Origin of the sequence: Streptomyces sp. NPDC001351 (assembly GCF_042896045.1) — a bacterium.
Classification (GTDB): domain Bacteria; phylum Actinomycetota; class Actinomycetes; order Streptomycetales; family Streptomycetaceae; genus Streptomyces.
Genome location: NZ_JBIAWS010000033.1, coordinates 1 through 20,420, shown reverse-complemented (window position 1 = coordinate 20,420; position 20,420 = coordinate 1). Strand labels below are relative to the sequence as shown.

Below are 20,420 nucleotides of genomic sequence, written 5' to 3'. Positions count from 1 at the left end.
CGCCTTGAGGAGCATGCCCAGGCTGGAGGCGGTCAGGCCCTTGCCCAGCGAGGAGGCGACACCCCCGGTGACGAAGATGTGCTTGGTCGTCGTAGATTTCGGCGGCATGGCCAAGAGGGGGCTCCCGTGGTCGCGGTTCGAGGTGCGGTGCCGGGGATTTCTCGCCCACCGGTCCACGGGCTACCAGGGTATCAGCGCCCAGAGGAGATGGCTTCCGGCCACGCACCGCACACGAGTCACCACAGACCCGCACGGTCCTTCGCGTTTCTCACCCGTTGCTCACCCGTTCGGCCTAGTCGGGTTGCCCGGAGCGGCACGCAGATCATCTACGTGCGTCGTATCCTGCTCGGACACTCGCTGCCGAGCCCGGCCGGGTACACGGCACCACCCCCGCACGTGATGACCGGAACAACGAGAGCTCGTCAGTTCGTTGAGCATCAATTGTCGTTTTGCCACACGGCCAGGACGACTGCTTTGCTTCACCGCTCAACGACGCATTACAACGACCCCTTGACCGCAATAAGCGACAGCCCCCTTCTTTCACGGGGGTGACGTGGCCGTTCGACTGGAGTTGCACGTGGCCGGGCGCATCGAAGACTACGCACTCATCGGAGACATGCAGACCGCCGCCTTGGTCTGCCGGGACGGCACAGTGGACTGGCTGTGCCTGCCCCGCTTCGACTCGCACGCCATCTTCGCCGGCCTGCTGGGCACCGAGGAACACGGCTTCTGGCGGCTCGGCCCCGCCCACGCGTCCGATGCGCAGCCCCCGACGGCGGCCCGGCGCAGCTACCGCGGCGACTCCCTGATCCTGGAATCCGAGTGGGACACCCCGCGCGGCACGGTCCGAGTGACGGATTTCATGCCCCCGCGTGACGGCGCCCCCCAGCTGATCCGCATCGTCGAGGGCGTCTCCGGCCGCGTCCCGATGCGCTCGGCCCTCAGGATGCGTTTCTCGTACGGCCGGGTCGTGCCCTGGGTGCACAAGCACGACGGCCGTACGGTCGCCGTGGCCGGCCCGGACTCCGTCTGGTACGACACCGAGTGCGAGACCTACGGCAAGTCGCTGACCACGTACTCGGACTTCACGGTCGCTCCCGGTGACCGCATCGCCTTCACCATCTCCTGGCAGCCTTCGCACAAGGAGCCGCCGCCGCTGCCGGAGCCGGAGGCCTCGCTGGAGGCGACGGAGGAGTTCTGGCGGGAGTGGGTCGAGCACTGCACCTACCACGGCCCGTACCGCGAGGCGGTGGTCCGCTCCCTGATCACCCTGAAGGCGCTGACGTACGCCCCGACCGGCGGCATCGTCGCCGCGCCGACGACCTCCCTGCCGGAGGACATCGGCGGCGTCCGCAACTGGGACTACCGCTACACCTGGCTGCGCGACGCGGCGATCACCCTGTCCTCGCTGCTGCGCACCGGCTACCGCGAGGAGGCCCGCGCCTGGCGCGAGTGGCTGCTCAGGGCGGTCGCCGGCGACCCCGAGAACCTGCAGATCATGTACGGCATCGCGGGCGAGCGCGAGCTGGGCGAGGCGGAGCTGGACTGGCTGCCGGGCTACGAGAACTCCGCGCCCGTGCGCGTCGGCAACGGCGCCGCCCACCAGCTCCAGCTGGACGTGTACGGCGAGGTCACCGAGGCCCTGCACCTGGGCCACATGACCGGCCTCGCCCGCAGCGACTACGCCTCCCTGCTGCAGCTCAAGCTGATCCGCTACCTGGAGCAGCACTGGGACGAGCCGGACGAGGGCATCTGGGAGGTGCGCGGCCCGCGCCGCCACTTCGTGCACTCCAAGGTCATGGCCTGGGTCGCCGTCGACCGCACCATCAAGCTCATCGAGTCCGGTGACGCGGACGGCCCGCTGGAGCGCTGGCTCGAACTGCGCGACGACATCCACCGGGACGTGTGCGAGAAGGGCTACGACAAGGAGCGCAACACCTTCACGCAGTCGTACGGCTCCAAGGAGCTGGACGCCTCGCTGCTGCTGATCCCGCAGATGGGCTTCCTGCCCCCCGACGACAAGCGCGTCATCGGCACGATCGAGGCGATCCAGCGTGAGCTGTCCACACCGGACGGCTTCATCCTGCGCTACCCCACGGAGGGTTCCAGCGAGGGTGTCGACGGCCTGCCCGGTGACGAAGGGGCGTTCCTGGCCTGCTCGTTCTGGATGGCGGACGACCTGGCGATGATCGGCCGCGTGGACGAGGCCCGCAAGCTGTTCGAGAAGCTGCTCGCGCTCCGCAACGACCTCGGTCTGCTCGCCGAGGAGTGGGACCCGCGCCTCCAGCGCCAGGTCGGCAACTTCCCGCAGGCCTTCAGCCACGTCCCGCTCATCGACACGGCACTGCGCCTGACGGCCTCGGGAGCCTACGGCGGCTGAACAGGACCGCCGAGCCGGGCCCGCCTACGCTGGAGCCAACAGCCCCTGTACGGAAGGGGGCGCCCCATGGCTTCCCCGTCGAAGGCGGGCGCGGCCCTCGCCGCGCTGCGCGAGGATCTGGTCGGCGATGTGTTCGCCCCGGGGGATGTGGGCTACGACGAGGCGCGGGCGGTCTTCAACGCGCTGATCGACCGGCGGCCGGCGGTGATCGCGCAGTGCGTGGACGAGGCCGATGTCGTCCGGGCGGTGCGCTTCGGCCGGGAGCTGGACCTGAAGATCGCCGTGCGCGGCGGCGGGCACAGCGTGGCGGGCATGGCGGTGAACGACGGCGGGCTGGTCGTGGACCTGCGCCACATGCGCGCCGTCACCGTGGACCCCGCGGCCGAGGCGGTACGGATCGCGGGCGGCGCCACCATGAGCGACCTGGACCGGGCGACCGAGCCGTACGACCTGGCGACCACCGGCGGCCGGGCTTCGACGACCGGCGTCGGCGGCTATGTCCTGGGCGGCGGCACGGGCTGGCTGGACCGCGCCTTCGGCCTCGCGGTCGACAACCTCCTCGGCGTCGAACTGGTCACCGCCGACGGCACACGGATACACGCCAACGCCGACGAGAACCCCGAGCTGTTCTGGGCGTTGCACGGCGGTGGAGGCAACTTCGGCATCGCCACCGCGATCACCCTGAAGTTGCACGAACTGCCCCGGTTCTCCATCGCGTTGGTGCTGTATCTCCCGGAGTTCGGCCGCGATGTCGTACGCACCTATCGCGAGATCATCACGGCCGCCCCGGTGGAGGCGTCCGGCGCCGTCCTCTACTTCGCCGGGCCGCCCGAGGAGTTCGTACCGTCGCACCTGGTCGGCACGTTGACGTGCGGAGCGCTGGTCGCGTACGCCGGCGGTGAGGCGGACATGCGGAAGCTGGCCGAGCCGTTGCTTGCGCTGCCGCACGAGGCGGAGATCGTCGGCGCGGTCCCGTACGCCGACTTCCAGACCATGTTCGACGACCCGCCGGACCTGCGGAACTACTGGTCGGCGGAGTATCTGACGGGTCTGCCCGACGAGCTCGTGGACGTCTACTGCGCCCGCGGCGACTCGGTGCCCGTGCCGACCGGCACCCGGCATGTGCTGCTCCCCCAGGGCGGCGCGATCGCGGACGGTCCGCACGAGTACCCCGTGCCCTACCGGGACGCGCCGTGGGCGGTGCACCCCTTCGGCATCTGGCAGGACCCGGCGGACGACGAGCGGTGCCTGCGGTGGGTGCGGGACGTGCGCGCCGACGTCCGTCCGTGGAGCACCGGCGCGATCTACCTCAACTTCATCGGAGACGAGGGCCCCGAGCGGGTGGTCGCCGGTCTGGGCGCCGAGAACACCCGGCGCCTGGGCGAGCTGAAGCGGCGCTACGACCCGGACAACGTCTTCCGCTTCAACCACAACATCAGGCCGCTCTGAGCGCTCCGCGGGATGGGCAGCGATGGGCCGTGGGTCGTCCGCGGCGCAGTCGTGGTCGGTCGCGCCCGCCCGGGGGAGCCGCATGTGAGTACAGCCGCGCGCTCCTTCGGGGCGCTGCCGCTGTGCCGGTTCGCGCTCCGTCGCGGGGCAGCGGACTTCACCGAGGCCGCTGGGAGCCCGCATGTGGAACCCCGGCCGGTTCAGACATGGCCTCGCAGCGCCTCGAGCGTGCGCTCCCCCGCCGGATCACCGGCCGTCGCCGGCACGAGGGCGATCTCGTCCAGCCCGGCCTCGGCATAGGCGTCGATACGGGCGCGTACGGCGTCGGCATCGCCGACCAGGCCGACCGTGCCCGCGGCTTCGGGCGGCAGGGCGCGTACCAGGGTGTCGGGATCGGCGCCGGTCGCGGCCAGCTCCACCGCCTCCCCGAAGCCCGCCGCCGTGAACACGTCGCTGTAGCCCGGCACGGTCAGATACCCGGCGACGCTCCGCAGGACCTGGGCGAGGGACTCCGGCTCCGGATCGACGGCGGCAGGCAGCCAGGCGGCGAGCGTGGGCGGCGTACGGCCCGCCTTCCCGGCCGCCGCGAGCAGCTCGGCGCGCAGTGCGCGCACCTGCTCCGGGGTGACGATGTCGAGCAGCATGCGGTCGGCGTGCGCGGCGGCGGTGGCGATCGCGCGGTCCCCGAAGGCGGAGACGGTGAGCGGGCCGCCGTGCGGCGGAAGCCGGCGCCGGAAGGTGCTGCCGGGGACGACGGGCTCGCCCGGTGGGGCGTGCAGCAGCCCCCGCAGCGCTGCCGACGTCTCCTCCAGTACGGCCGCGGGGCGCGTCCGGGGCCGCCCGTGCACGCCCTCGACGACCCGTCTGCTGGAGGTGCCCAGCGCCACACCGACGGCCCGTCCGGTGACCGCGGCGACCGACGCGGTACCGCGGGCGAGGCTGTACGGGTCGCGCACGGACACCGGGACGGGCCCGGCGGTCAGCGCCGCCTGTTCGGTCACCCCGCCGATCGCGGCGGCCAGTACGAAGGAGTCCCAGGTCGGCCCCTCCCCGGCCCACACCTCCCGGTAGCCGAGCCGGTCGGCGAGCGCCGCCACCCGCAGCGGCTCGTCCACCGGACTGTCGTCCTCCCGCCCCACGGCAACCACACTGAAGTCCATGCCCCGGCCGCTACCCGGCCGTCGAGGCCCCAACCCCGCCCGGAGATGTCCCGAAGGCACCCGCGCGGGTAGCGTCCGGCTCATGGACAGCAGTACGGACAGCGGTACGGGCAGCAGATTCGACACGCACGGGGCCGGGATCACCGTGCAGCGGGCCCTGGAGCTGCCGGGTCTGCGCAGCGGGCTGCCGGAGGTCCTCGCGGGCGCCGACCGGCTGCAGCGCACCGTGCGCTGGGTGCACGCGGGCGAGGTGCCGCACATCGCCTCGCTGCTCAAGGGCGGCGAGCTGCTGCTGACCACCGGCTACGGTCTCGGCACCCGGCCGGCCGAGCAGCGGGCGTTCGTGCGCACCCTGGCCGAGCGCGGTATCGCGGCCCTCGTCGTGGAGCTCGGCCCGCGCTTCACCCGCCTGCCCGCCGCGCTCGTCGACACGGCGCGCGCGGCCGGGCTGCCGTTGGTCCAGCTGCACCGCGAGGTGCCCTTCGTGGCGGTCACGGAGGAGATCCACACCGAGATCGTCAACGGCCACTACGCGCTGCTGCAGCGGGCCGAGGAGGTGCACCGCCGCTGTACCGAGGCCCTGCTGGGTGGTGGCGGGGTGCCCCAGGTGCTCGGCATCCTCGCCGACTTCAGCGGCAACCCCGTCTTCCTGGAGACGACGGACGGACAGCTGCTGTACGCCGCCGGGGCCGGCCCCGAGGGCGCGGACCCGCTCCAGGTGTGGGAGGGGCTGCGCGGGCACAAGGACGCCCCGCCGCCGTCGGGGTCGGTCCTCGTGGACGTGCCCGGCGGCGGGCCGGGCACGGGTTCGGTACGCGCCCGCCTGGTCCTCCTCCCGGTACGGGCCCCGCTGGCCCCGGTGCACCGGATCGCGGCCGAACGGGCGGCCGGGATCCTGGCCGTCGTGCTGATGCAGGCCCGGCAGGAGGAGGAGCTGGCGGCGCGCGGCCGCGGGGACTTCCTCACCGATCTCGCCGAGGGCCGTATCGCCGCGGAGGACGCGCCCGCGCAGGCACGCGTGCTGGGCTTCAAGCCCGGCAACAGCCCGCTGCTGCCGGTGGTGATGCGGCTGGGCGACACGCTGTCGCCGGGCGGGGGCTGGGCGGTGCTGGCACGCGCGGTCGCCGAGGAGCTGGCCTCGGTGGGGGTTCCTGTCCTGTTGGGCGTACGGCCCGTCGAGGGCCGCGTGCCGCTGCTGCTGGGCCTGCGTGCGGAGGCGGAGCGGTCGGTGGTCGCGGACCGGGTCGCGGCGGCGCTGCGGACGGGCGTGGAGCGGGCCGGGATACAGCGTCCGGGGGCGCAGCCGCCGGTGGTGGTCGTCGGGGTGGCGGGCGGCTGGGCGGCGGCGTCGGCGGGCCTTCGGCACGCGGCCGAGACGGCGACCGCGGCGCAGGGCCTGTCGGACCGCCCCTGGTACGACGCCCGCCGCCTCGACATCGACCTGCTGCTGTGGCGGCTGCGCGACCACCCGGACCTGGCGGCCTTCGTGGACCGGGCGATCGGCCCGCTCCGCGACCACGACAGCCGCTCCAAGCCGCCCCTGCTGCCCACCCTGGAGACATATCTGGCGCACGCGGGCCGCAAGGCGGAGACGGCCCGCGAACTCCACCTCAACCGGCAGACCCTCTACAACCGCCTCGCCCGGATCGGCGAGTTGCTCGGCACCGATCTCGACGACCCGCAGACCGTACTGGCGTTGAGCCTCGCGCTGCGCGCACGTAGGCACGCCTCTTAGACACGTCAGGCGAGCGGCCGGTGCTGGGTCAACTCGTCGTAGACGCTGAGCACTTGGGCGACGGTCTCGTCCTCCGTCGGCCAGGTGGCGGCCTGCCGGATGCCCTTCTCCCTGAGCAGCTCACGGCGCTCCGGATCGCCGAGGAGCCCGGTGACGGCGTCGGCGAGGGCCTCCGCGTCCCCGTACGGGACGAGTTCGGCGGCGTCGCCGACGAGTTCGGGGATGCCGCCGACACGGGTCGCGACGAGCGGCACGCGCGCGTGGAGCGCCTCCTGGGCGAGCACGGAACGCGATTCCCAACTGCTGGGCAGCAGTGCGAGATCGGCGGCGGCGAGCAGCACCCGCACGTCGTCGCGCCGCCCGATGAGCCGGACGGGCAGCCCTTCGTCCTCGATGCGGCGCTGCAGCACGGTCCGCAGCGGGCCCTCCCCCGCGATCACGACGAGCGGCACGGGGTCGAGTCGCCGCCACGCGCGCGTGGCGTCCAGCAGGGTCTCGTAACCGCGGTGCCGGTCGAGGGAGCCGACGGCCATCAGCAACGGGCGGCCCGTGGCGCCCAGTTCGGCGCGGACCTTGGAGCTCGGGCGGTCGGGGTCCTCCGGCTCCGCGCCCGGAGGCGGCCCGGGCAGCGCCACGGCGGCCAGCCGGGCGTCCCGCGCCCCGGTCCGGCGGGCCAGGTCCACGAGGTCCGAGGAGGTGCCGAGCACCACGGTGGCGGCCTTCACGACCCGCCGCTCCAACAGCCGCAGCAGATGGGCGCGAGCTCCCTCGGCATGCGCGCGGTTGTGCCAGGTGACGACGAGTGGGGTGCGCCGGCCGCTGAGCGCCAGCGCTGCCCGGAAGGAGGCGTGCAGCCCATGCGCGTGCACCAGGTCGGCGTCCTTGCACGCGTCCCGCAGCGCGGTCACGGCTCCCGGGTCGCTGCTGCGCGGCACATGCACATGGTCGGCGCCGGTCCCCGTGAAGTCGTAGGCGCGATCGGCCTCGACAGGGGCGCAGACGGTGACCCGCAAGCCCCGTGCCACGAGCCCCGCCGCCAGCGAACGCACATGCGCGCTGCTGCCGGCGTTGCCGCCGCCCAGCACCTGCACGGTGCGCAGGGGCGACTGACCGTGCGGTGAGTGGCTGCTCACGGGGCTCACGTGGCCGGGGCTCCTGGTTCGGCGTCGGGCGGTCACGAAGAAAGTACAGAAGGATCGAGCGGAGGGGGTGTACCGCGGGTTTCCTCCACGTACTACGCCAAGGATGCCAGGACGTACGGGTGTTCCGACAACGAGAAGGAGACGCAGGTGCCGCACGGGGCCTGTGGGGCGGTGGGATTGGTCACTCGCACGAGTGAGAAAGGCGCGCCTGGCCCCCGCCCCACGACCGCGCCGCCTCGCTCATCTCGTCACCGTACGCCGCCGCGGCCACGAGGCGGCGGCGTGCGCGAGGAGGCCGGCGCGTCGCTTGCCTGCGACGACGGCGGCACCCAGAGCCGCGCCCGGCGCCCACGGCGGCCGTACGTCCACGAGGTCGACGAAGTGGGCGCTGAGGCGATCACGACGCCCGCGAGCGCCTTGCCGGCAGCCCGCTCCTTGAGCAACGCACCCGCGACGAGCCCCGCAGCGGAGATCCCGGACAGCCTGACCGCGCCGCTGGTGACCTCGCCCTCCCGGAGGGCGGAGAGACGATCCCGGAAGCCGCGCCGGGGGCCGCCGCGACCGTGGCCGCGGGGCCGGCGTACAAGTCGACCGTGGCCCCGCGTGGTTCTTCCGCTCCCAACGCCCGCGCCCACCGGGCGGCTTGGCACTCAGGGCCTCCTAGACATCCGCCCGGGCCGTCGCCAGCAGTTCCTCCGCGTGCGCCCGAGCGGTCTCGGAATCCTCCTGGCCGGCGAGCATCCGGGACAGCTCCCGCACCCGCTCCTCACCCTCGAGCACCTTCACACCGGACCGGGTCACGGACCCGTCGTTGGTCTTCTCGACCAGCAACTGCCGGTCGGCGAAGGCGGCCACCTGCGGCAGGTGGGTCACGACCACGACCTGCGCGGTCTTCGCGAGCTTCGCCAGCCGCCGCCCGATCTCGACCGCCGCCTTGCCGCCGACACCGGCGTCGACCTCGTCGAAGAGATACGTCGGCACGGGATCCGTCCCCGCGAAGACGACCTCTACGGCCAGCATCACACGCGACAGCTCACCCCCGGACGCACCCTTGGCGATGGGCCGGGGCGGCGCCCCCGGGTGCGGGGCCAGCAGCAGCTCGACCTCGTCGACGCCGGACGGCCCGTAGGCGACCGCACGCCCGCCGACCTCCACGCCCTCCGGGTCCTCGGTCTGCCGGATGTCGAACGACACGCGCGCGTGCGGCATCGCGAGCGAGGCGAGCTCCGCCGTCACGGCGGCCGCGAACCGCTCAGCCGCCTCCGCCCGCGCATCCGTCAAGGCCTGGGCAAGGCCGCCCAGTTCGGTCCGCAACGCGTCCCGTTCTGCGGTCAGCTCGTCGATCCGCTCGTCGTCGCCGTCCAGCTCGGTCAGCCGCGCGGCACTCCGCTCGGCCCACGCGAGCACGGAGTCGATGTCCTCGCCGTACTTCCGGGTCAGACCGGTGAGCGCCGCCCGGCGTTCCTCGACGGCCGCCAGCCGCAGGGGATCCGCGTCCAGGTCGTCGGCGTACCCCGCCAGCTCCCCGGCGACATCGCCCAGCAGGATCCCGATCTCCCCGATCCGGTCGGCGAGCGCGGCCAGCGCCGGGTCGTGCGCCCGCACGGCGTCCAGGGCCCGCTGAGCCCCCGCGACGAGCGTGGCGGCGTCGATGCCCTCGGGATCCTCCGGGTTGCCGGCCAGGGCGGCGTGCGCGGCCGTGGCGGCGGACGACAGGGCCTCCGCGTGTCCGAGCCGCTCGGCCTCCTCCGCCAGCTCCACGTCCTCCCCGGCGCGCGGCTCCACGCCGGCGATCTCGTCGAGCCCGTACCGCAGCATGTCGGCTTCCTGGGCCCGCTCACGCGCGCGCGTGGTGATCTCTTCCAGCTCGACGGAGACGGCCCGCAGCCGCCGGTACGCCTCGCCGTACTTGGCGAGCGGTCCCGCGACGGCGTCCCCCGCGTACCGGTCCAGCGCCTGCCGCTGCCGGGACAGCTTCAGCAGCCCCTGCTGATCGGTCTGCCCGTGCACGGCCACGAGATCGTCGGCAAGATCGGCGAGCAGCCCCACGGGCACACTGCGCCCGCCCACATGCGCCCGCGACCGCCCCTCGGCGGAAACGGTACGGCTGATCAGCAGCGCCCCGTCGTCGAGCTCGGCCCCCGCCTCCTCGGCGCGTACGACGGCCGAGGCGCCCGCGGGCACGGCGATCCGCCCCTCCACTACCGCCTTCTCGGCCCCGATCCGCACGAGCGCAGGGTCCGCCCGCCCACCCAGCAACAGCCCGAGGCTGGTGACCACCATGGTCTTGCCCGCACCCGTCTCACCGGTGACGGCAGTGAACCCGGGCGACAGCTCGACGACCGCGTCGTCGATGACTCCGAGCGACCGTATCCGCATCTCTTCCAGCACGGACACGACCTTACGAGGTCGGGGGCGCCGAGTGCGACGCCCCCTGCCCCGGTTGTGTGAAGGTGCAGGTGACGAATGTGTATCGGCGGCACATTGTCACTCGGCAGAGTGGAGCGCCCCTTACGACCCGCAGCCGCCCGCGTGCCCACACCACCCCTCACAGATGGCTAGTGAGGCGCCCCGCGCCACCCGGAAACCGGCAACGCAAACTTCGCCACCAGCCGATCCGTGAACGACGCATGGTGCAGCCGGGCCAGCCGCACCGGCACAGCCCCCCGCCGCACCTCGACCCGCGCCCCCGGCGGCAACTCCACCGTCCGCCGCCCGTCACACCACAACACACCCGGCGGAATATGAGGCAGCACCTCAACCGCGAGCACCGAATCCGGCGACGTGACCAACGGCTTGGCGAACAACGCATGTGCGCTGATCGGCACCATCAGCAGCGCTTCCACTTCGGGCCACACCACAGGCCCGCCCGCGGAGAACGCATAGGCCGTCGACCCGGTGGGCGTCGACAGCACGATGCCGTCGCACCCGAACCCGGTAACCGGCCGCCCGTCGATCTCCAGCACGACTTCAAGGAGCTTCTCGGCGCCGGCCTTCTGCACCGCCGCCTCGTTCAGCGCCCAGTCCGTGTGCACGATGTTCCCGTTCTGGTGAACGACGACATCGACGGTCATCCGCTCCTCGACCTCGTACGCCTTCGTCACCACCCGGTCGACGACCTTGTCGAGATCGTCCCGCTCGGCCTCGGCGAGGAACCCGACCCGCCCCAGGTTGACGCCGAGCATCGGCACCCCGGACGCCCGGGCGAACTCGGCGCCCCGCAGCAGCGTCCCGTCACCCCCGAGCACGATCAGCAGCTCGCACCCGTCCAGGCACTGCGGAGTGGCCTCCTTGACCAGCTGCACCTCCTCGGGCAGCGGCAGATCGGCCGCCTCGTACTCCAGGACACGCACGCCGATGCCCTCCCGGAGCAGCCCCTTGACCACGAGTTCGGCGCTGCGGATGGCCGCGGGCCGCCCGGTGTGGGCGAGCAGGAAAACTGTACGAGCTCGGTTCTGGGTCAACGCGGCCCCTCCGCCACTGCACGGTCAACGTCGGCCGGGTCCAGTTCGGGTGCCCCGGTCCGCAGCCACAGAAAGTACTCGACATTCCCGGAAGGTCCGGGCAACGGACTGGCGGTGACACCCTTCACCCCGAGCCCGAGTTCCCACGCCTTGTGGGCCACACCCCGCACGGCCTCCGCCCTCAGCTCGGAACTCCGTACCACTCCCCCACTGCCCAGCCGTTCCTTCCCCACCTCGAACTGCGGCTTGACCATCATCACCAGGTCGGCGTCCGGCTTCACACACCGCACCAGGGCGGGCAGGACCAGCCCGAGCGGGATGAAGGACAGATCCCCCACGACAAGATCCACAGGCTCACCATCGATCTCTTCAAGCGTCAACTCGCGTACGTTCGTACGGTCCTTGACGGTGACGCGTTCATCGCTCTGAAGAGTCCAGGCGAGTTGTCCGTATCCGACGTCCACGGCGACGACGTGCGCGGCCCCCGAGCGCAGCAGCACATCGGTGAACCCGCCGGTCGAGGCGCCGGCGTCCAGCGCCCGCCGCCCTTTCACCACGAGCCCCTGCGGCACGAAGACCTGCAGCGCGCCCGCGAGCTTGTGCCCGCCCCGGGACACGTACTCGGGATCGCTGTCGTCGGCGGTGACGACGATCGCCGCCGCGGTCTCCACCTGCGTGGCGGGCTTGGTCGCGACGGTCTTGCCGACGGTGACCCGCCCGGCCGCGATCAGCTGGCTGGCATGCTCGCGCGAGCGCGCGAGCTTCCGGCGGACCAGCTCCGCGTCCAGACGGCGGCGTGCGACTCCTGCCACGTTCGGTTCAGCTCCTATGGCCATACGAGGGTGAAGGCGCCCTCTGGTCATACGACGGCGAGGGTGCCGGGGGTCCCGGGCGGGCGTCGAGCGCGGTGAGCGCGTCGCGCAGCCCCCGGTGTACATCCTCGTACACCTCGAGGTGGCCGTCGGTGGCGAGGTGGTCGGCGTCGCCGAGGCGCTCCAGCTGGGCGTCCACGTCGGCGTTGCCGGTCGGGGTGCGGGGCACGTTCAAGGGCGCGGGGGCGGCGGGGTCGTACTCGGGTTCCTGCTCGGGTTCGACTTCGACCGTTTCGTCCCCCACCGTGGCGTCGGGCACAGAGTCGCTCATGCCCAGACGCTACCCCGAACCGCTGGGGTACCGTCGATCGCGATGGCCACGATCGAGGAGTGCCGCGCCGCACTCGAGAAGCTCTCGGACAACATGCAGACCGCCGAAGGGGACGTCCGCACGGCCGCGTCCCTGGACCGCTCGGTGAGCTGCCGGATCACCGACCTCGACATCACGTTCGTCGGCAGGATGACGGGGGGCCGGATCGTGGTGCAGGACACGATCCAGGGCCCACCGCGGGAGAAGGCCCAGATCAGACTGACCATGAAGGGCGACGACCTGGTGGCCATGGTCAACGGCGAGCTGAACTTCGCCAAGGCCTGGGGCGCGGGCCGGGTCAAGCTGGAGGCAGGCCTGCGCGACCTGTTCCAGCTCAGGAAGCTTCTGTAGCCACCACGCGCGCGCGTGCCTTGCGCGCCGCCGGCACCACCAGCGGGGTCCCCGTCTCCGGGTCGTCGATGATCTGGCAGCGCAGCCCGAAGACCTCCTCGACCAGCTCGGCCGTGACGATGTCGCCGGGCGCGCCCTCGGCGATGACCTGCCCCTCGCGCAGGGCGATGAGATGGGTGGCGTACCGGGCGGCGTGGTTGAGGTCGTGCAGCACGGCGACGAGTGTGCGGCCCTGCTCCTCGTGCAGTTCGGCGCACAGGTCGAGGACGTCGATCTGATGCTGGATGTCCAGGTATGTCGTCGGTTCGTCGAGCAGCAGCAGCGGGGTCTGCTGGGCGAGCGCCATGGCGATCCAGACACGCTGGCGCTGACCTCCGGACAATTCGTCGACATGGCGATCGGCGAGCCCGGCGACGCCGGTCCGTGCCATCGACTCCTGTACGACCCGCTCGTCCTCGGCCGACCACTGGCGCAGGAGGCCCTGGTGCGGGTACCGGCCGCGGCCGACGAGGTCGGCGACGGTGATGCCGTCGGGCGCGATCGACGACTGCGGCAGCAGACCCAGCGTCCGCGCGACCTTCTTCGCCGGCATCGACTGGATCACCTGCCCGTCCAGGAGCACCCGCCCCTGGCTCGGCTTCAGCATCCGCGACAGGGCGCGCAGCAGGGTGGACTTGCCGCACGCGTTCGGGCCGACGATCACGGTGAACGAGCTGTCGGGGATCTCCACCGAGAGCTGCTCGGCGATGACCCGCTGGTCGTAGGCGAGGGTGACGTTCTCGGCGGACAGCCGGTTCACGGTGCTCCTTCGGGTGTTCGTGTTCTTCGAGCCGCTCATGTCCGGCTTCGCGGGTTCGCTCATATCCGGCCGGCCCTGCGCTCCGTGACCAGCAGCCACAGCAGATAGACACCGCCGAGGACGCCGGTGACCACCCCCACGGGCAGCTGGTCGGCGCCGAAGGCCCGCTGCGAGATCCAGTCGGCGCCGACCAGCAGGGCGGCGCCCATGCACAGGGACGACAGCAGATTGGGGCCGGGCGACCGAGTCAGCCGGCGGGCGAGCTGGGGCGCGGTGAGCGCCACGAAGCTGACGGGTCCCGCGGCGGCGGTGGCGGTCGCGGTGAGCAGCACGGCGGCCACCATCAGCAGCGCCCGTACGCGCTCCACCCGCACCCCGAGGGCGTTCGAGACGTCGTCGCCCATCTCCATCATCCGCAGCCCGCGCGCGTTGGCGAGGACCAGCGGTACGAGCACGGCGCACAGCCCGAGCAGCGGCCAGACCTGCTCCCAGTCACGGCCGCTGAGCGACCCGGTCATCCAGACGACCGCGCGGGCGGCGTCGACGAGGTCGGAGACCGTGAGCAGATAGCTGTTGACCGCCGTGACGATCGCGGACACTCCGATTCCGACCAGGACCAGCCGATAGCCGTGCACACCCCGCTTCCAGGCGAGCAGATAGATGGCAAGCCCGGTCGCCAGCCCGCCCACGAGCGCCCCCATGGTGACCTGGGCCGCGCTGCCGGAGAACAGCACGATCATCACGAGCGCCCCGGCTGTCGCCCCCTGTCCGAGGCCGAGCACGTCCGGGCTGCCCAGCGGATTGCGGGTGACGGCCTGGAACAGCGCACCGCCGAGCCCCAGCGAGGCCCCGACCAGCAGCCCGACCAGGACACGCGGCAGGCGCAGCTCGTTGACGATGAACTCCTGCCCGGCGTTGCCGCCCCCGGCCAGCGTCTTCAGTACGTCGCCGGCCGAGATCGGGAAGTCGCCGGTGCCGATCAGCAGGACGCTCGCGGCGAGCGCGACGAGCAGCAGCAGGGCGACGACGGTGGCGGCCCGGACGTCCAGGCGCACGGAGAGCCCGCCCGGCGTCCTCAGCACACGGTTGCTCCTCACAGCTGCGCCGTCCTCCGTCGTCGTACGAGAAAGATGAAGACCGGCCCGCCGATGATCGCGGTGATGATGCCCACCTGGAGCTCCGAGGGACGGGCGACGACCCGGCCGATGACGTCGGCGCCGAGCAGCAGCACGGGCGACAGGATCGTGGCGTACGGCAGGATCCAGCGCAGGTCGGGGCCGGTGAAGGACCGTACGACGTGCGGGACCATCAGCCCGACGAACGCGATCGGCCCGCAGGCGGCGGTCGCCGCACCGCACAGCACGACGGCGGCGAGCATGGACAGCGCCCGGGTGCGGTTCAGATGGGCGCCGAGGGCCTTGGCGGTGTCGTCGCCCATGGCCACGGCGTTGAGCGGCCGGGCGAGCGCGAGGGCGAGGACCGTGCCGACCGCGAGGAACGGCAGTACCTGCAAGATGGTCGAGTCGGTCGCCGAGGAGAGCGAACCGACCGTCCAGAAGCGCATTTTGTTCAACGCCGCATCGTCCGTGATCATCACGGCCTGCAGATAGCCGTAGAGGGCGGCGCTGATCGCGGTGCCGGCGAGCGCGAGCCGCACCGGCGTGGCGCCCCGGCTGCCGCCGAGGAACCAGACCAGCGCACCGACGGCAGCCGCCCCGAAAAAGGCGAACCAGACATAGCCGCGCAGGCTCGTGACGCCGAAGTACGTCATGGCGGTGACGACCGCCGCCGACGCGCCCGCGTTGATGCCGAGCAGTCCGGGGTCGGCCAGCGGATTGCGGGTCAGCGCCTGCAGCACCGCCCCGGACAGGCCGAGCGCCGCGCCGGCGAGCAGCCCGAGCAGGGTCCGCGACAGCCGCTCGTCGACCACGACGTCGCCGTACGTCCCCGTGTCCTGGAACAGCCCGTGCCAGACCTGCTCCAGGGGCAGCTCTTTCGCGCCGACGGCGATGCTCGCCAGCGCGACGAGCACCAGGACGGCAACGGATGCGACGAGCCCAAAGGCACGTATCGCCCGGCGGGTTGGGGGCGCGGGGGCGGTCTCCGCGCGCGGTTCTGGAGGACGGTCGACCAACACGCAAGTTAGGTTAGCCTACCCTCGCATTGGCCCCCGATCCCCCGTCGCGACGGCCGGGCGGGCGGTTCACAGCTCCCGTCCGCCACCTGCCCTGCGCATCGCCTCACAACTCCAGCCGCGCCAGCGCCTTCCCCGCATCCAGGGCGCACGCGCCCTCGCCGGCCGCCGTCCAGGCCGCCGCGCACAACGCCCGCAGTCCGTCCAAGGCCTCGCCGTCACCGTCCAGTTCGAGCCGGTCCACACCCGCCGTCGCCGTCCAGCCGCCGCACCGGAAGTCGTCCCCCGCCTCGACGACCTCGGGCTGTCCCGTGAGCAGCCCGCGCAGATCCCTGTCGACGTACGTCGGCCGGTGCTGCGGCGGCGCGGCGAGCAGCTGCGCGCCGTCGGTGACGCCGGTCAGCACGAGCAGCGAGTCGACCTCCCCGTGGAACGCGCCCTCGATGTCCGTGTCCAGCCGGTCCCCGACCACCAACGGCCGCTCGGCGCCCGTCCGCAGGATCGTCTCCCGGTGCATGGGAGGCAACGGCTTGCCCGCGACCTGCGGTTCGGCGCCGGTCGCTATCCGCACCACCTCCACCGCGGCGCCGTTGCCCGGAGCGATCCCGCGCGCGCTCGGAATCGTCAGGTCGGTGTTGGACGCGTACCAGGGAACCCCCCGCGCGATGGCGTAACAGGCCTCCGCGAACCGCGCCCACTGCAACTCGGGCCCGCCGTACCCCTGCACGACCGCCGCCGGATCGTCCTCCGCCGACTCGACGGGCACAAGTCCCCGCTCCCGGAGCGCGACCCGCAGCCCCTCCCCACCGATGACCAGCACACGCGCCCCGGCCGGCACCTGCTCGCTGATCAGCCGCGCGACCGCCTGGGCGGAGGTGATGACGTCATCGGCGCCCGTCGGTATCCCCAGCTCGGTCAGATGATCCGCCACGGTGTCCGGCGTCCGCAGCGCGTTGTTGGTGACGTACGCGAGATGCATCCCGCCCGCCCGAGCCGTGGCCAGCGACTCGACCGCGTACGCGATGGCGTTGCCCCCCGCGTACACCACACCGTCGAGGTCGAGCAGCGCGGTGTCGTACGCCTCGCTCAGGGCCTGGCCACTGCCCTCGGGCCTCCTCCTGACGCTCTGGCTCATTCCACATCGCTCCTCGTTCGACGGCTTTCCCCCGATCATCCCTCACGCCACTGACACACGTACGATGCCGGGATGAACACAGCAGGTCACTCGGAAGCAACGGCGCGCCGAGGCCTGGAACTCACCCCGTTCCGAGGCCTTCGCTACGACCCCGACCGGGTCGGCAGCCTCGCCGCCGTGACGTCCCCGCCGTACGACGTCGTCGTACGCCCCGACGGCCTGCACCACCTCCAGTCCGCCGACCCGCACAACATCGTCCGCCTGATCCTTCCGCAGGCCACCACCCCCACGGCCCGCAACGAACAGGCCGCCGACACCCTGCGCCGCTGGCTCTCCGAGGGCATCCTGACCACCGACTCCGAACCCGGCCTGTACGTCTACGAGCAGCGCGACGGCGACGGAATGCTGCAGCGCGGCATCATCGGCGCCCTGCGCGTCTCGGACCCGTCGGAGGGCGTGGTCCTGCCGCACGAGGACGTCATGCCGCACGTGGTCGCCGACCGCGCGGCCCTGATGCGCGCCACCTCCGCGAACCTCGAACCCCTGCTCCTGACCTACCGCGGCAACGGCTCGACGTCTTCGGCGATCGAGGTCGTGGAACGCGTCGCCGACCACCCTCCCCTCCTGGCCACCACCACGGAGGACGGCTACAGCCACCGCCTGTGGTCGGTCACCGACCCGGCCGACCTCGCCCGCATCCAGTCCGACCTGGCCCAGCACCAGGCCCTGATCGCCGACGGCCACCACCGCTGGGCGACATATCGACGGCTCCGCACCGAGCACACCTCGCCGAGCCCCTGGGACTACGGCCTCGTCCTCCTGGTCGACACCGCCCGCTACCCGCTGCGCGTCCGCGCCATCCACCGCCTCCTGCACGGCCTGCCGGTCGCCGACGCACTCGCCGCTCTGGACGGTCTGTTCCGCATACGACACCTGCCCGTACCCCTGCCGGAAGCCCTGGACGCACTGGCGGACGCCGCCTGCGCCGGCAACGCCTTCCTGCTCACCGGCGACGGCGCCTTCCACCTGATCGACCGCCCGGACCCCGACCTCCTGGCCCGTACGATCCCCGCCGACCGCCCCGCCGCCTGGCGCACCCTGGACGCCACGGTCCTGCATGCCACGCTCCTCGACCACGTCTGGCGCATCCCCGAGGACGACCCGACCCGTATCGCGTACATCCACGACACGGCGGCCACGGTCGAGAAGGCGGAACGCGACGGTGGCACGGCCGTCCTGATGCACCCGGTCCGCGAGGAGGTCGTCCGCGACCTGGCCCGCCAGGGCGTGACGATGCCCCGCAAGTCGACCTCGTTCGGCCCGAAACCCGCGTCGGGGCTGGTGCTGCGCGCGCTGGACCTCTGAGCCCCTCTGACATGCGAAAGGGCGGGACCTCACGGTCCCGCCCTTCTTCACAGACTCAGTCCTTGTCGTCTTCGGCCTCGGCCGTGGTCTCGGTCTCCGTGGCGTCGCCCTCGTCACCTTCGTCGCTCTCGTCGAAGGCGTCGACGAACTCCACACCGTCCAGCTCGGCAAGCCGGTCCGAGGCGTCCGTACTGCCGTCCTTGTCGGCCTCGACGGCCTTCGCGAACCACTCCCGCGCCTCGCCCTCACGACCGGCGGCGAGCAGCGCGTCCGCGTAGGCGTACCGCAGCCGCGCGGTCCACGGCTGCACGGAGCTGGAGGCCAGCTCGGGGCTCTGCAGCGTCACGATGGCCGCATCGAGCTGCCCCATGTCGCGCCGGGCGCCGGCCGCGACGAGCCGCATCTCGACCTGCCCGGCCTTGTCCAGCTTCTGCACCTCGGGCGCCCCGGCCATGTCCAGCGCCTTCTCCGGCCGTCCGAGCCCACGCTCGCAGTCGGCCATGACGGGCCACAGCTCCGCGCTGCCGGTCATCCGCCGCGCGGCCCTGAACTCGGCAAGCGCCTCGGCGTACTTCTGGTTCGCGTACGCGGCGAACCCGCCCGCCTCGCGTACGGCGGCGACGCGCGACGCCAGCCGCAGCGCGATCTTGGAGTAGGCGTAGGCGCGCTCGGGGTCCTCATCGATGAGCCGGGCGACCATTACGAGGTTCTTGGCAACATCATCCGCGAGCGTCTTCGGCAGGCTCAACAGCTCCTGTCGTACGTCCTTGTCGATCTCGTCGCCTGTGACGTCCTCGGGGATCGGCAGACGCTTGATCGGCTCGCGATCGCGGTCCCGGTCCCGCTCGTCACGGAACCGGCCGCCACCACCGCCGCGCCGGTCGTCACGCCCGCGGAAACCTCCGGGACGGCCAACACGGTCGTCCCGACGGGGGCCCCCGCGTCCACCACGGTCATCACGGCCGCGGAACCCACCGCGCTCGCCCCGGGTGTCGTCCCGCCGGAAGCCACCGCGGTCGCCTTCCCGACGCTCGCCACGGTCGTCACGCCGGAAGGGCGGACGCTCTCCGCGCTCGCCACGGTCATCACGGCGGAACGACGGACGTTCTCCGCGCTCTCCGCGGTCTGCACGCTCGTCACGGCGGAAGGAGGGGCGGTCCCCACGGTCTCCACGGTCGTCACGCCGGAAGGACGGACGCTCGCCACGCTCCCCGCGTTCGTCGCGCCGGAAGCCGCGGTCGCGATCGTCGCCGCGGAAGCCACGGTCGCGATCGTCCCTGCGGTCGTCGCGGCGCCCGTAGCCACCACGGTCGGACCCACCGCGAGTGTCGTCACGCCGGTCGTCCCGACGATCATCCCTGCGGAAACCGCCGCGGTCGCCGCGCTCATCGCTCCGGCGGTCGTCCCGACGGCCGTACCCGCCACCCCGGTTGTCGTCCCGACGGAAGCCACCACGGTCGCTGTCGCGCCGCTCACCGCCGCGCTCGTCACGCCGGAAGGAAGGGCGCTCCCCGCGGTCTCCGCGGTCGTCCCGCCGAAAGCCACGGTCACGGTCCCGGTCGTCCCGACGCGGCCCGCGGTCGCGGTCGTCGCGCTGGAATGCCGGACGGGAGCCACGGTCGCCCTCGCGCCGGTCGTCCCGACGGCCGTACCCGCCACCCCGGTTGTCGTCCCGACGCAAGCCTCCACGGTCCCCGCGGTCGTCACGCGGGCGGTCGTCACGCCGGCCGTGTCCACCGCGGTTGTCGTCGCGGCGGTTGTCATCGCGGCGGTTGTCGTCGCGACGGCCGTAGCCACCGCGGTCGGAACCACCGCGGTTGTCATCGCGCCGGTCGTCCCGACGGAAACCACCGCGGTAACCGCCGCGGTCGCCGCGGTCCCCACTGTCCCGTCGCCGCTGGTCGCGCTCCGGTCGGTCGTCGGGAGAGTTGGTGGACATCGGTGACTCCTGTCTTCGGTACACAAGCATTGTAAAAACAAAAGGACCCCTGGTCCCAGCTGAACGCTGGGACCAGGGGTCCTTCCAAAGATTGTTCGGCGGCGTCCTACTCTCCCACAGGGTCCCCCCTGCAGTACCATCGGCGCTGTAAGGCTTAGCTTCCGGGTTCGGAATGTAACCGGGCG

Annotated in this window: 18 protein-coding genes, 1 rRNA gene and 1 pseudogene; 5 read left to right on the top strand and 15 right to left on the bottom strand. The window is 72.4% G+C overall.

Annotation, left to right across the window (positions count from 1 at the left end; translation table 11 throughout):
* A partial coding sequence (locus tag ACFY1U_RS50710) for a hypothetical protein (RefSeq protein WP_390700896.1) occupies window positions 1-108 on the bottom strand: 108 nt, incomplete at its 3' end.
* 469 nt (window positions 109-577) lie between these two features.
* On the opposite strand from ACFY1U_RS50710, the gene ACFY1U_RS50705 reads away from it, so the two are divergent.
* Window positions 578-2,380 carry a glycoside hydrolase family 15 protein gene (locus ACFY1U_RS50705; RefSeq protein ID WP_390700895.1) on the top strand — a complete coding sequence of 601 codons (1,803 nt, stop codon included), beginning with the start codon at window positions 578-580 and terminating at the stop codon, window positions 2,378-2,380.
* A 66-nt stretch (window positions 2,381-2,446) separates the two neighbouring features.
* Entirely contained in the window at window positions 2,447-3,829 is a 1,383-nt protein-coding gene (locus ACFY1U_RS50700) for an FAD-binding oxidoreductase (protein ID WP_390700892.1), read from the top strand.
* 200 nt (window positions 3,830-4,029) lie between these two features.
* Here ACFY1U_RS50700 and ACFY1U_RS50695 read toward each other — a convergent pair whose 3' ends face one another.
* Window positions 4,030-4,989 carry an LLM class F420-dependent oxidoreductase gene (locus tag ACFY1U_RS50695; RefSeq protein WP_390700891.1) on the bottom strand — a complete coding sequence of 320 codons (960 nt, stop codon included), beginning with the start codon at window positions 4,987-4,989 and terminating at the stop codon, window positions 4,030-4,032.
* A gap of 82 nt (window positions 4,990-5,071) precedes the next feature.
* Here ACFY1U_RS50695 and ACFY1U_RS50690 point away from each other — a divergent pair, with 82 nt between their 5' ends.
* The gene (locus tag ACFY1U_RS50690; protein ID WP_390700890.1) at window positions 5,072-6,724 is read left to right on the top strand and encodes a PucR family transcriptional regulator; all 1,653 of its coding nucleotides are present in this window, start codon (window positions 5,072-5,074) and stop codon (window positions 6,722-6,724) included.
* Between the two features lie 5 nt (window positions 6,725-6,729).
* On the opposite strand, the gene ACFY1U_RS50685 is transcribed toward ACFY1U_RS50690, so the two are convergent.
* The 6 genes and pseudogenes from ACFY1U_RS50685 to ACFY1U_RS50660 form a co-directional block, all read right to left on the bottom strand.
* On the bottom strand, window positions 6,730-7,866 hold the full coding sequence (locus ACFY1U_RS50685; RefSeq protein WP_390700889.1) for a glycosyltransferase family 4 protein: 1,137 nt from the start codon (window positions 7,864-7,866) through the stop codon (window positions 6,730-6,732).
* 181 nt (window positions 7,867-8,047) lie between these two features.
* A pseudogene (locus ACFY1U_RS50680) lies at window positions 8,048-8,520 on the bottom strand (hypothetical protein).
* Between the two features lie 6 nt (window positions 8,521-8,526).
* Window positions 8,527-10,245: a DNA repair protein RecN gene (gene recN / locus ACFY1U_RS50675; protein WP_390700894.1), complete on the bottom strand. Its 1,719-nt coding sequence runs from the start codon at window positions 10,243-10,245 to the stop codon at window positions 8,527-8,529.
* A gap of 179 nt (window positions 10,246-10,424) precedes the next feature.
* Window positions 10,425-11,330, bottom strand: coding sequence for an NAD kinase (locus tag ACFY1U_RS50670; protein ID WP_099927840.1), 906 nt, complete (start codon window positions 11,328-11,330; stop codon window positions 10,425-10,427).
* On the bottom strand, window positions 11,327-12,142 hold the full coding sequence (locus ACFY1U_RS50665; RefSeq protein ID WP_390700888.1) for a TlyA family RNA methyltransferase: 816 nt from the start codon (window positions 12,140-12,142) through the stop codon (window positions 11,327-11,329). The genes ACFY1U_RS50670 and ACFY1U_RS50665 overlap by 4 nt, the downstream gene beginning before the upstream one ends.
* A 7-nt stretch (window positions 12,143-12,149) precedes the next feature.
* Window positions 12,150-12,473: a hypothetical protein gene (locus tag ACFY1U_RS50660; protein WP_390700887.1), complete on the bottom strand. Its 324-nt coding sequence runs from the start codon at window positions 12,471-12,473 to the stop codon at window positions 12,150-12,152.
* Between the two features lie 42 nt (window positions 12,474-12,515).
* On the opposite strand from ACFY1U_RS50660, the gene ACFY1U_RS50655 reads away from it, so the two are divergent.
* Window positions 12,516-12,863, top strand: coding sequence for an SCP2 sterol-binding domain-containing protein (locus ACFY1U_RS50655; RefSeq protein ID WP_390700886.1), 348 nt, complete (start codon window positions 12,516-12,518; stop codon window positions 12,861-12,863).
* On the opposite strand, the gene ACFY1U_RS50650 is transcribed toward ACFY1U_RS50655, so the two are convergent.
* The 4 genes from ACFY1U_RS50650 to ACFY1U_RS50635 all read right to left on the bottom strand — a co-directional run bounded on the left by ACFY1U_RS50650 (window position 12,847) and on the right by ACFY1U_RS50635 (window position 16,931).
* Window positions 12,847-13,725: an ABC transporter ATP-binding protein gene (locus tag ACFY1U_RS50650; protein WP_390700885.1), complete on the bottom strand. Its 879-nt coding sequence runs from the start codon at window positions 13,723-13,725 to the stop codon at window positions 12,847-12,849. The two genes, ACFY1U_RS50655 and ACFY1U_RS50650, sit on opposite strands and share 17 nt — an antisense overlap.
* Window positions 13,722-14,759, bottom strand: coding sequence for a FecCD family ABC transporter permease (locus tag ACFY1U_RS50645; protein ID WP_390700884.1), 1,038 nt, complete (start codon window positions 14,757-14,759; stop codon window positions 13,722-13,724). Before ACFY1U_RS50645 ends, ACFY1U_RS50650 begins: the two co-directional genes overlap by 4 nt.
* Window positions 14,756-15,799: a FecCD family ABC transporter permease gene (locus ACFY1U_RS50640; protein WP_390700883.1), complete on the bottom strand. Its 1,044-nt coding sequence runs from the start codon at window positions 15,797-15,799 to the stop codon at window positions 14,756-14,758. The genes ACFY1U_RS50645 and ACFY1U_RS50640 overlap by 4 nt, the downstream gene beginning before the upstream one ends.
* Before the next feature lie 103 nt (window positions 15,800-15,902).
* Window positions 15,903-16,931, bottom strand: a complete 1,029-nt coding sequence (locus ACFY1U_RS50635; RefSeq protein WP_390700882.1) for an HAD hydrolase-like protein — start codon at window positions 16,929-16,931, stop codon at window positions 15,903-15,905.
* A 72-nt stretch (window positions 16,932-17,003) separates the two neighbouring features.
* Here ACFY1U_RS50635 and ACFY1U_RS50630 point away from each other — a divergent pair, with 72 nt between their 5' ends.
* A complete protein-coding gene (locus ACFY1U_RS50630) occupies window positions 17,004-18,296 on the top strand; it encodes a DUF1015 domain-containing protein (RefSeq protein WP_390700881.1) in 1,293 nt (430 codons plus the stop codon).
* A gap of 55 nt (window positions 18,297-18,351) precedes the next feature.
* Here ACFY1U_RS50630 and ACFY1U_RS50625 read toward each other — a convergent pair whose 3' ends face one another.
* The 3 genes from ACFY1U_RS50625 to rrf form a co-directional block, all read right to left on the bottom strand.
* Window positions 18,352-19,104, bottom strand: a complete 753-nt coding sequence (locus tag ACFY1U_RS50625) for a hypothetical protein (RefSeq protein WP_390700893.1) — start codon at window positions 19,102-19,104, stop codon at window positions 18,352-18,354.
* Window positions 19,041-20,180: a hypothetical protein gene (locus ACFY1U_RS50620; protein ID WP_390700897.1), complete on the bottom strand. Its 1,140-nt coding sequence runs from the start codon at window positions 20,178-20,180 to the stop codon at window positions 19,041-19,043. The genes ACFY1U_RS50625 and ACFY1U_RS50620 overlap by 64 nt, the downstream gene beginning before the upstream one ends.
* Before the next feature lie 148 nt (window positions 20,181-20,328).
* A 5S ribosomal RNA gene (rrf, locus tag ACFY1U_RS50615) occupies window positions 20,329-20,420 on the bottom strand; the annotation flags it as partial.

Coding starts and splice junctions, on each gene's coding strand:
- ACFY1U_RS50700 (WP_390700892.1), top strand. CDS start 2,447: ATGGCTTCCCCGTCGAAGGCGGGCGCGGCCCTCGCCGCGCTGCGCGAG.
- ACFY1U_RS50695 (WP_390700891.1), bottom strand. CDS start 4,989: ATGGACTTCAGTGTGGTTGCCGTGGGGCGGGAGGACGACAGTCCGGTG.
- ACFY1U_RS50690 (WP_390700890.1), top strand. CDS start 5,072: ATGGACAGCAGTACGGACAGCGGTACGGGCAGCAGATTCGACACGCAC.
- recN (WP_390700894.1), bottom strand. CDS start 10,245: ATGCGGATACGGTCGCTCGGAGTCATCGACGACGCGGTCGTCGAGCTG.
- ACFY1U_RS50660 (WP_390700887.1), bottom strand. CDS start 12,473: ATGAGCGACTCTGTGCCCGACGCCACGGTGGGGGACGAAACGGTCGAA.
- ACFY1U_RS50655 (WP_390700886.1), top strand. CDS start 12,516: ATGGCCACGATCGAGGAGTGCCGCGCCGCACTCGAGAAGCTCTCGGAC.
- ACFY1U_RS50650 (WP_390700885.1), bottom strand. CDS start 13,725: ATGAGCGAACCCGCGAAGCCGGACATGAGCGGCTCGAAGAACACGAAC.
- ACFY1U_RS50635 (WP_390700882.1), bottom strand. CDS start 16,931: ATGAGCCAGAGCGTCAGGAGGAGGCCCGAGGGCAGTGGCCAGGCCCTG.
- ACFY1U_RS50630 (WP_390700881.1), top strand. CDS start 17,004: ATGAACACAGCAGGTCACTCGGAAGCAACGGCGCGCCGAGGCCTGGAA.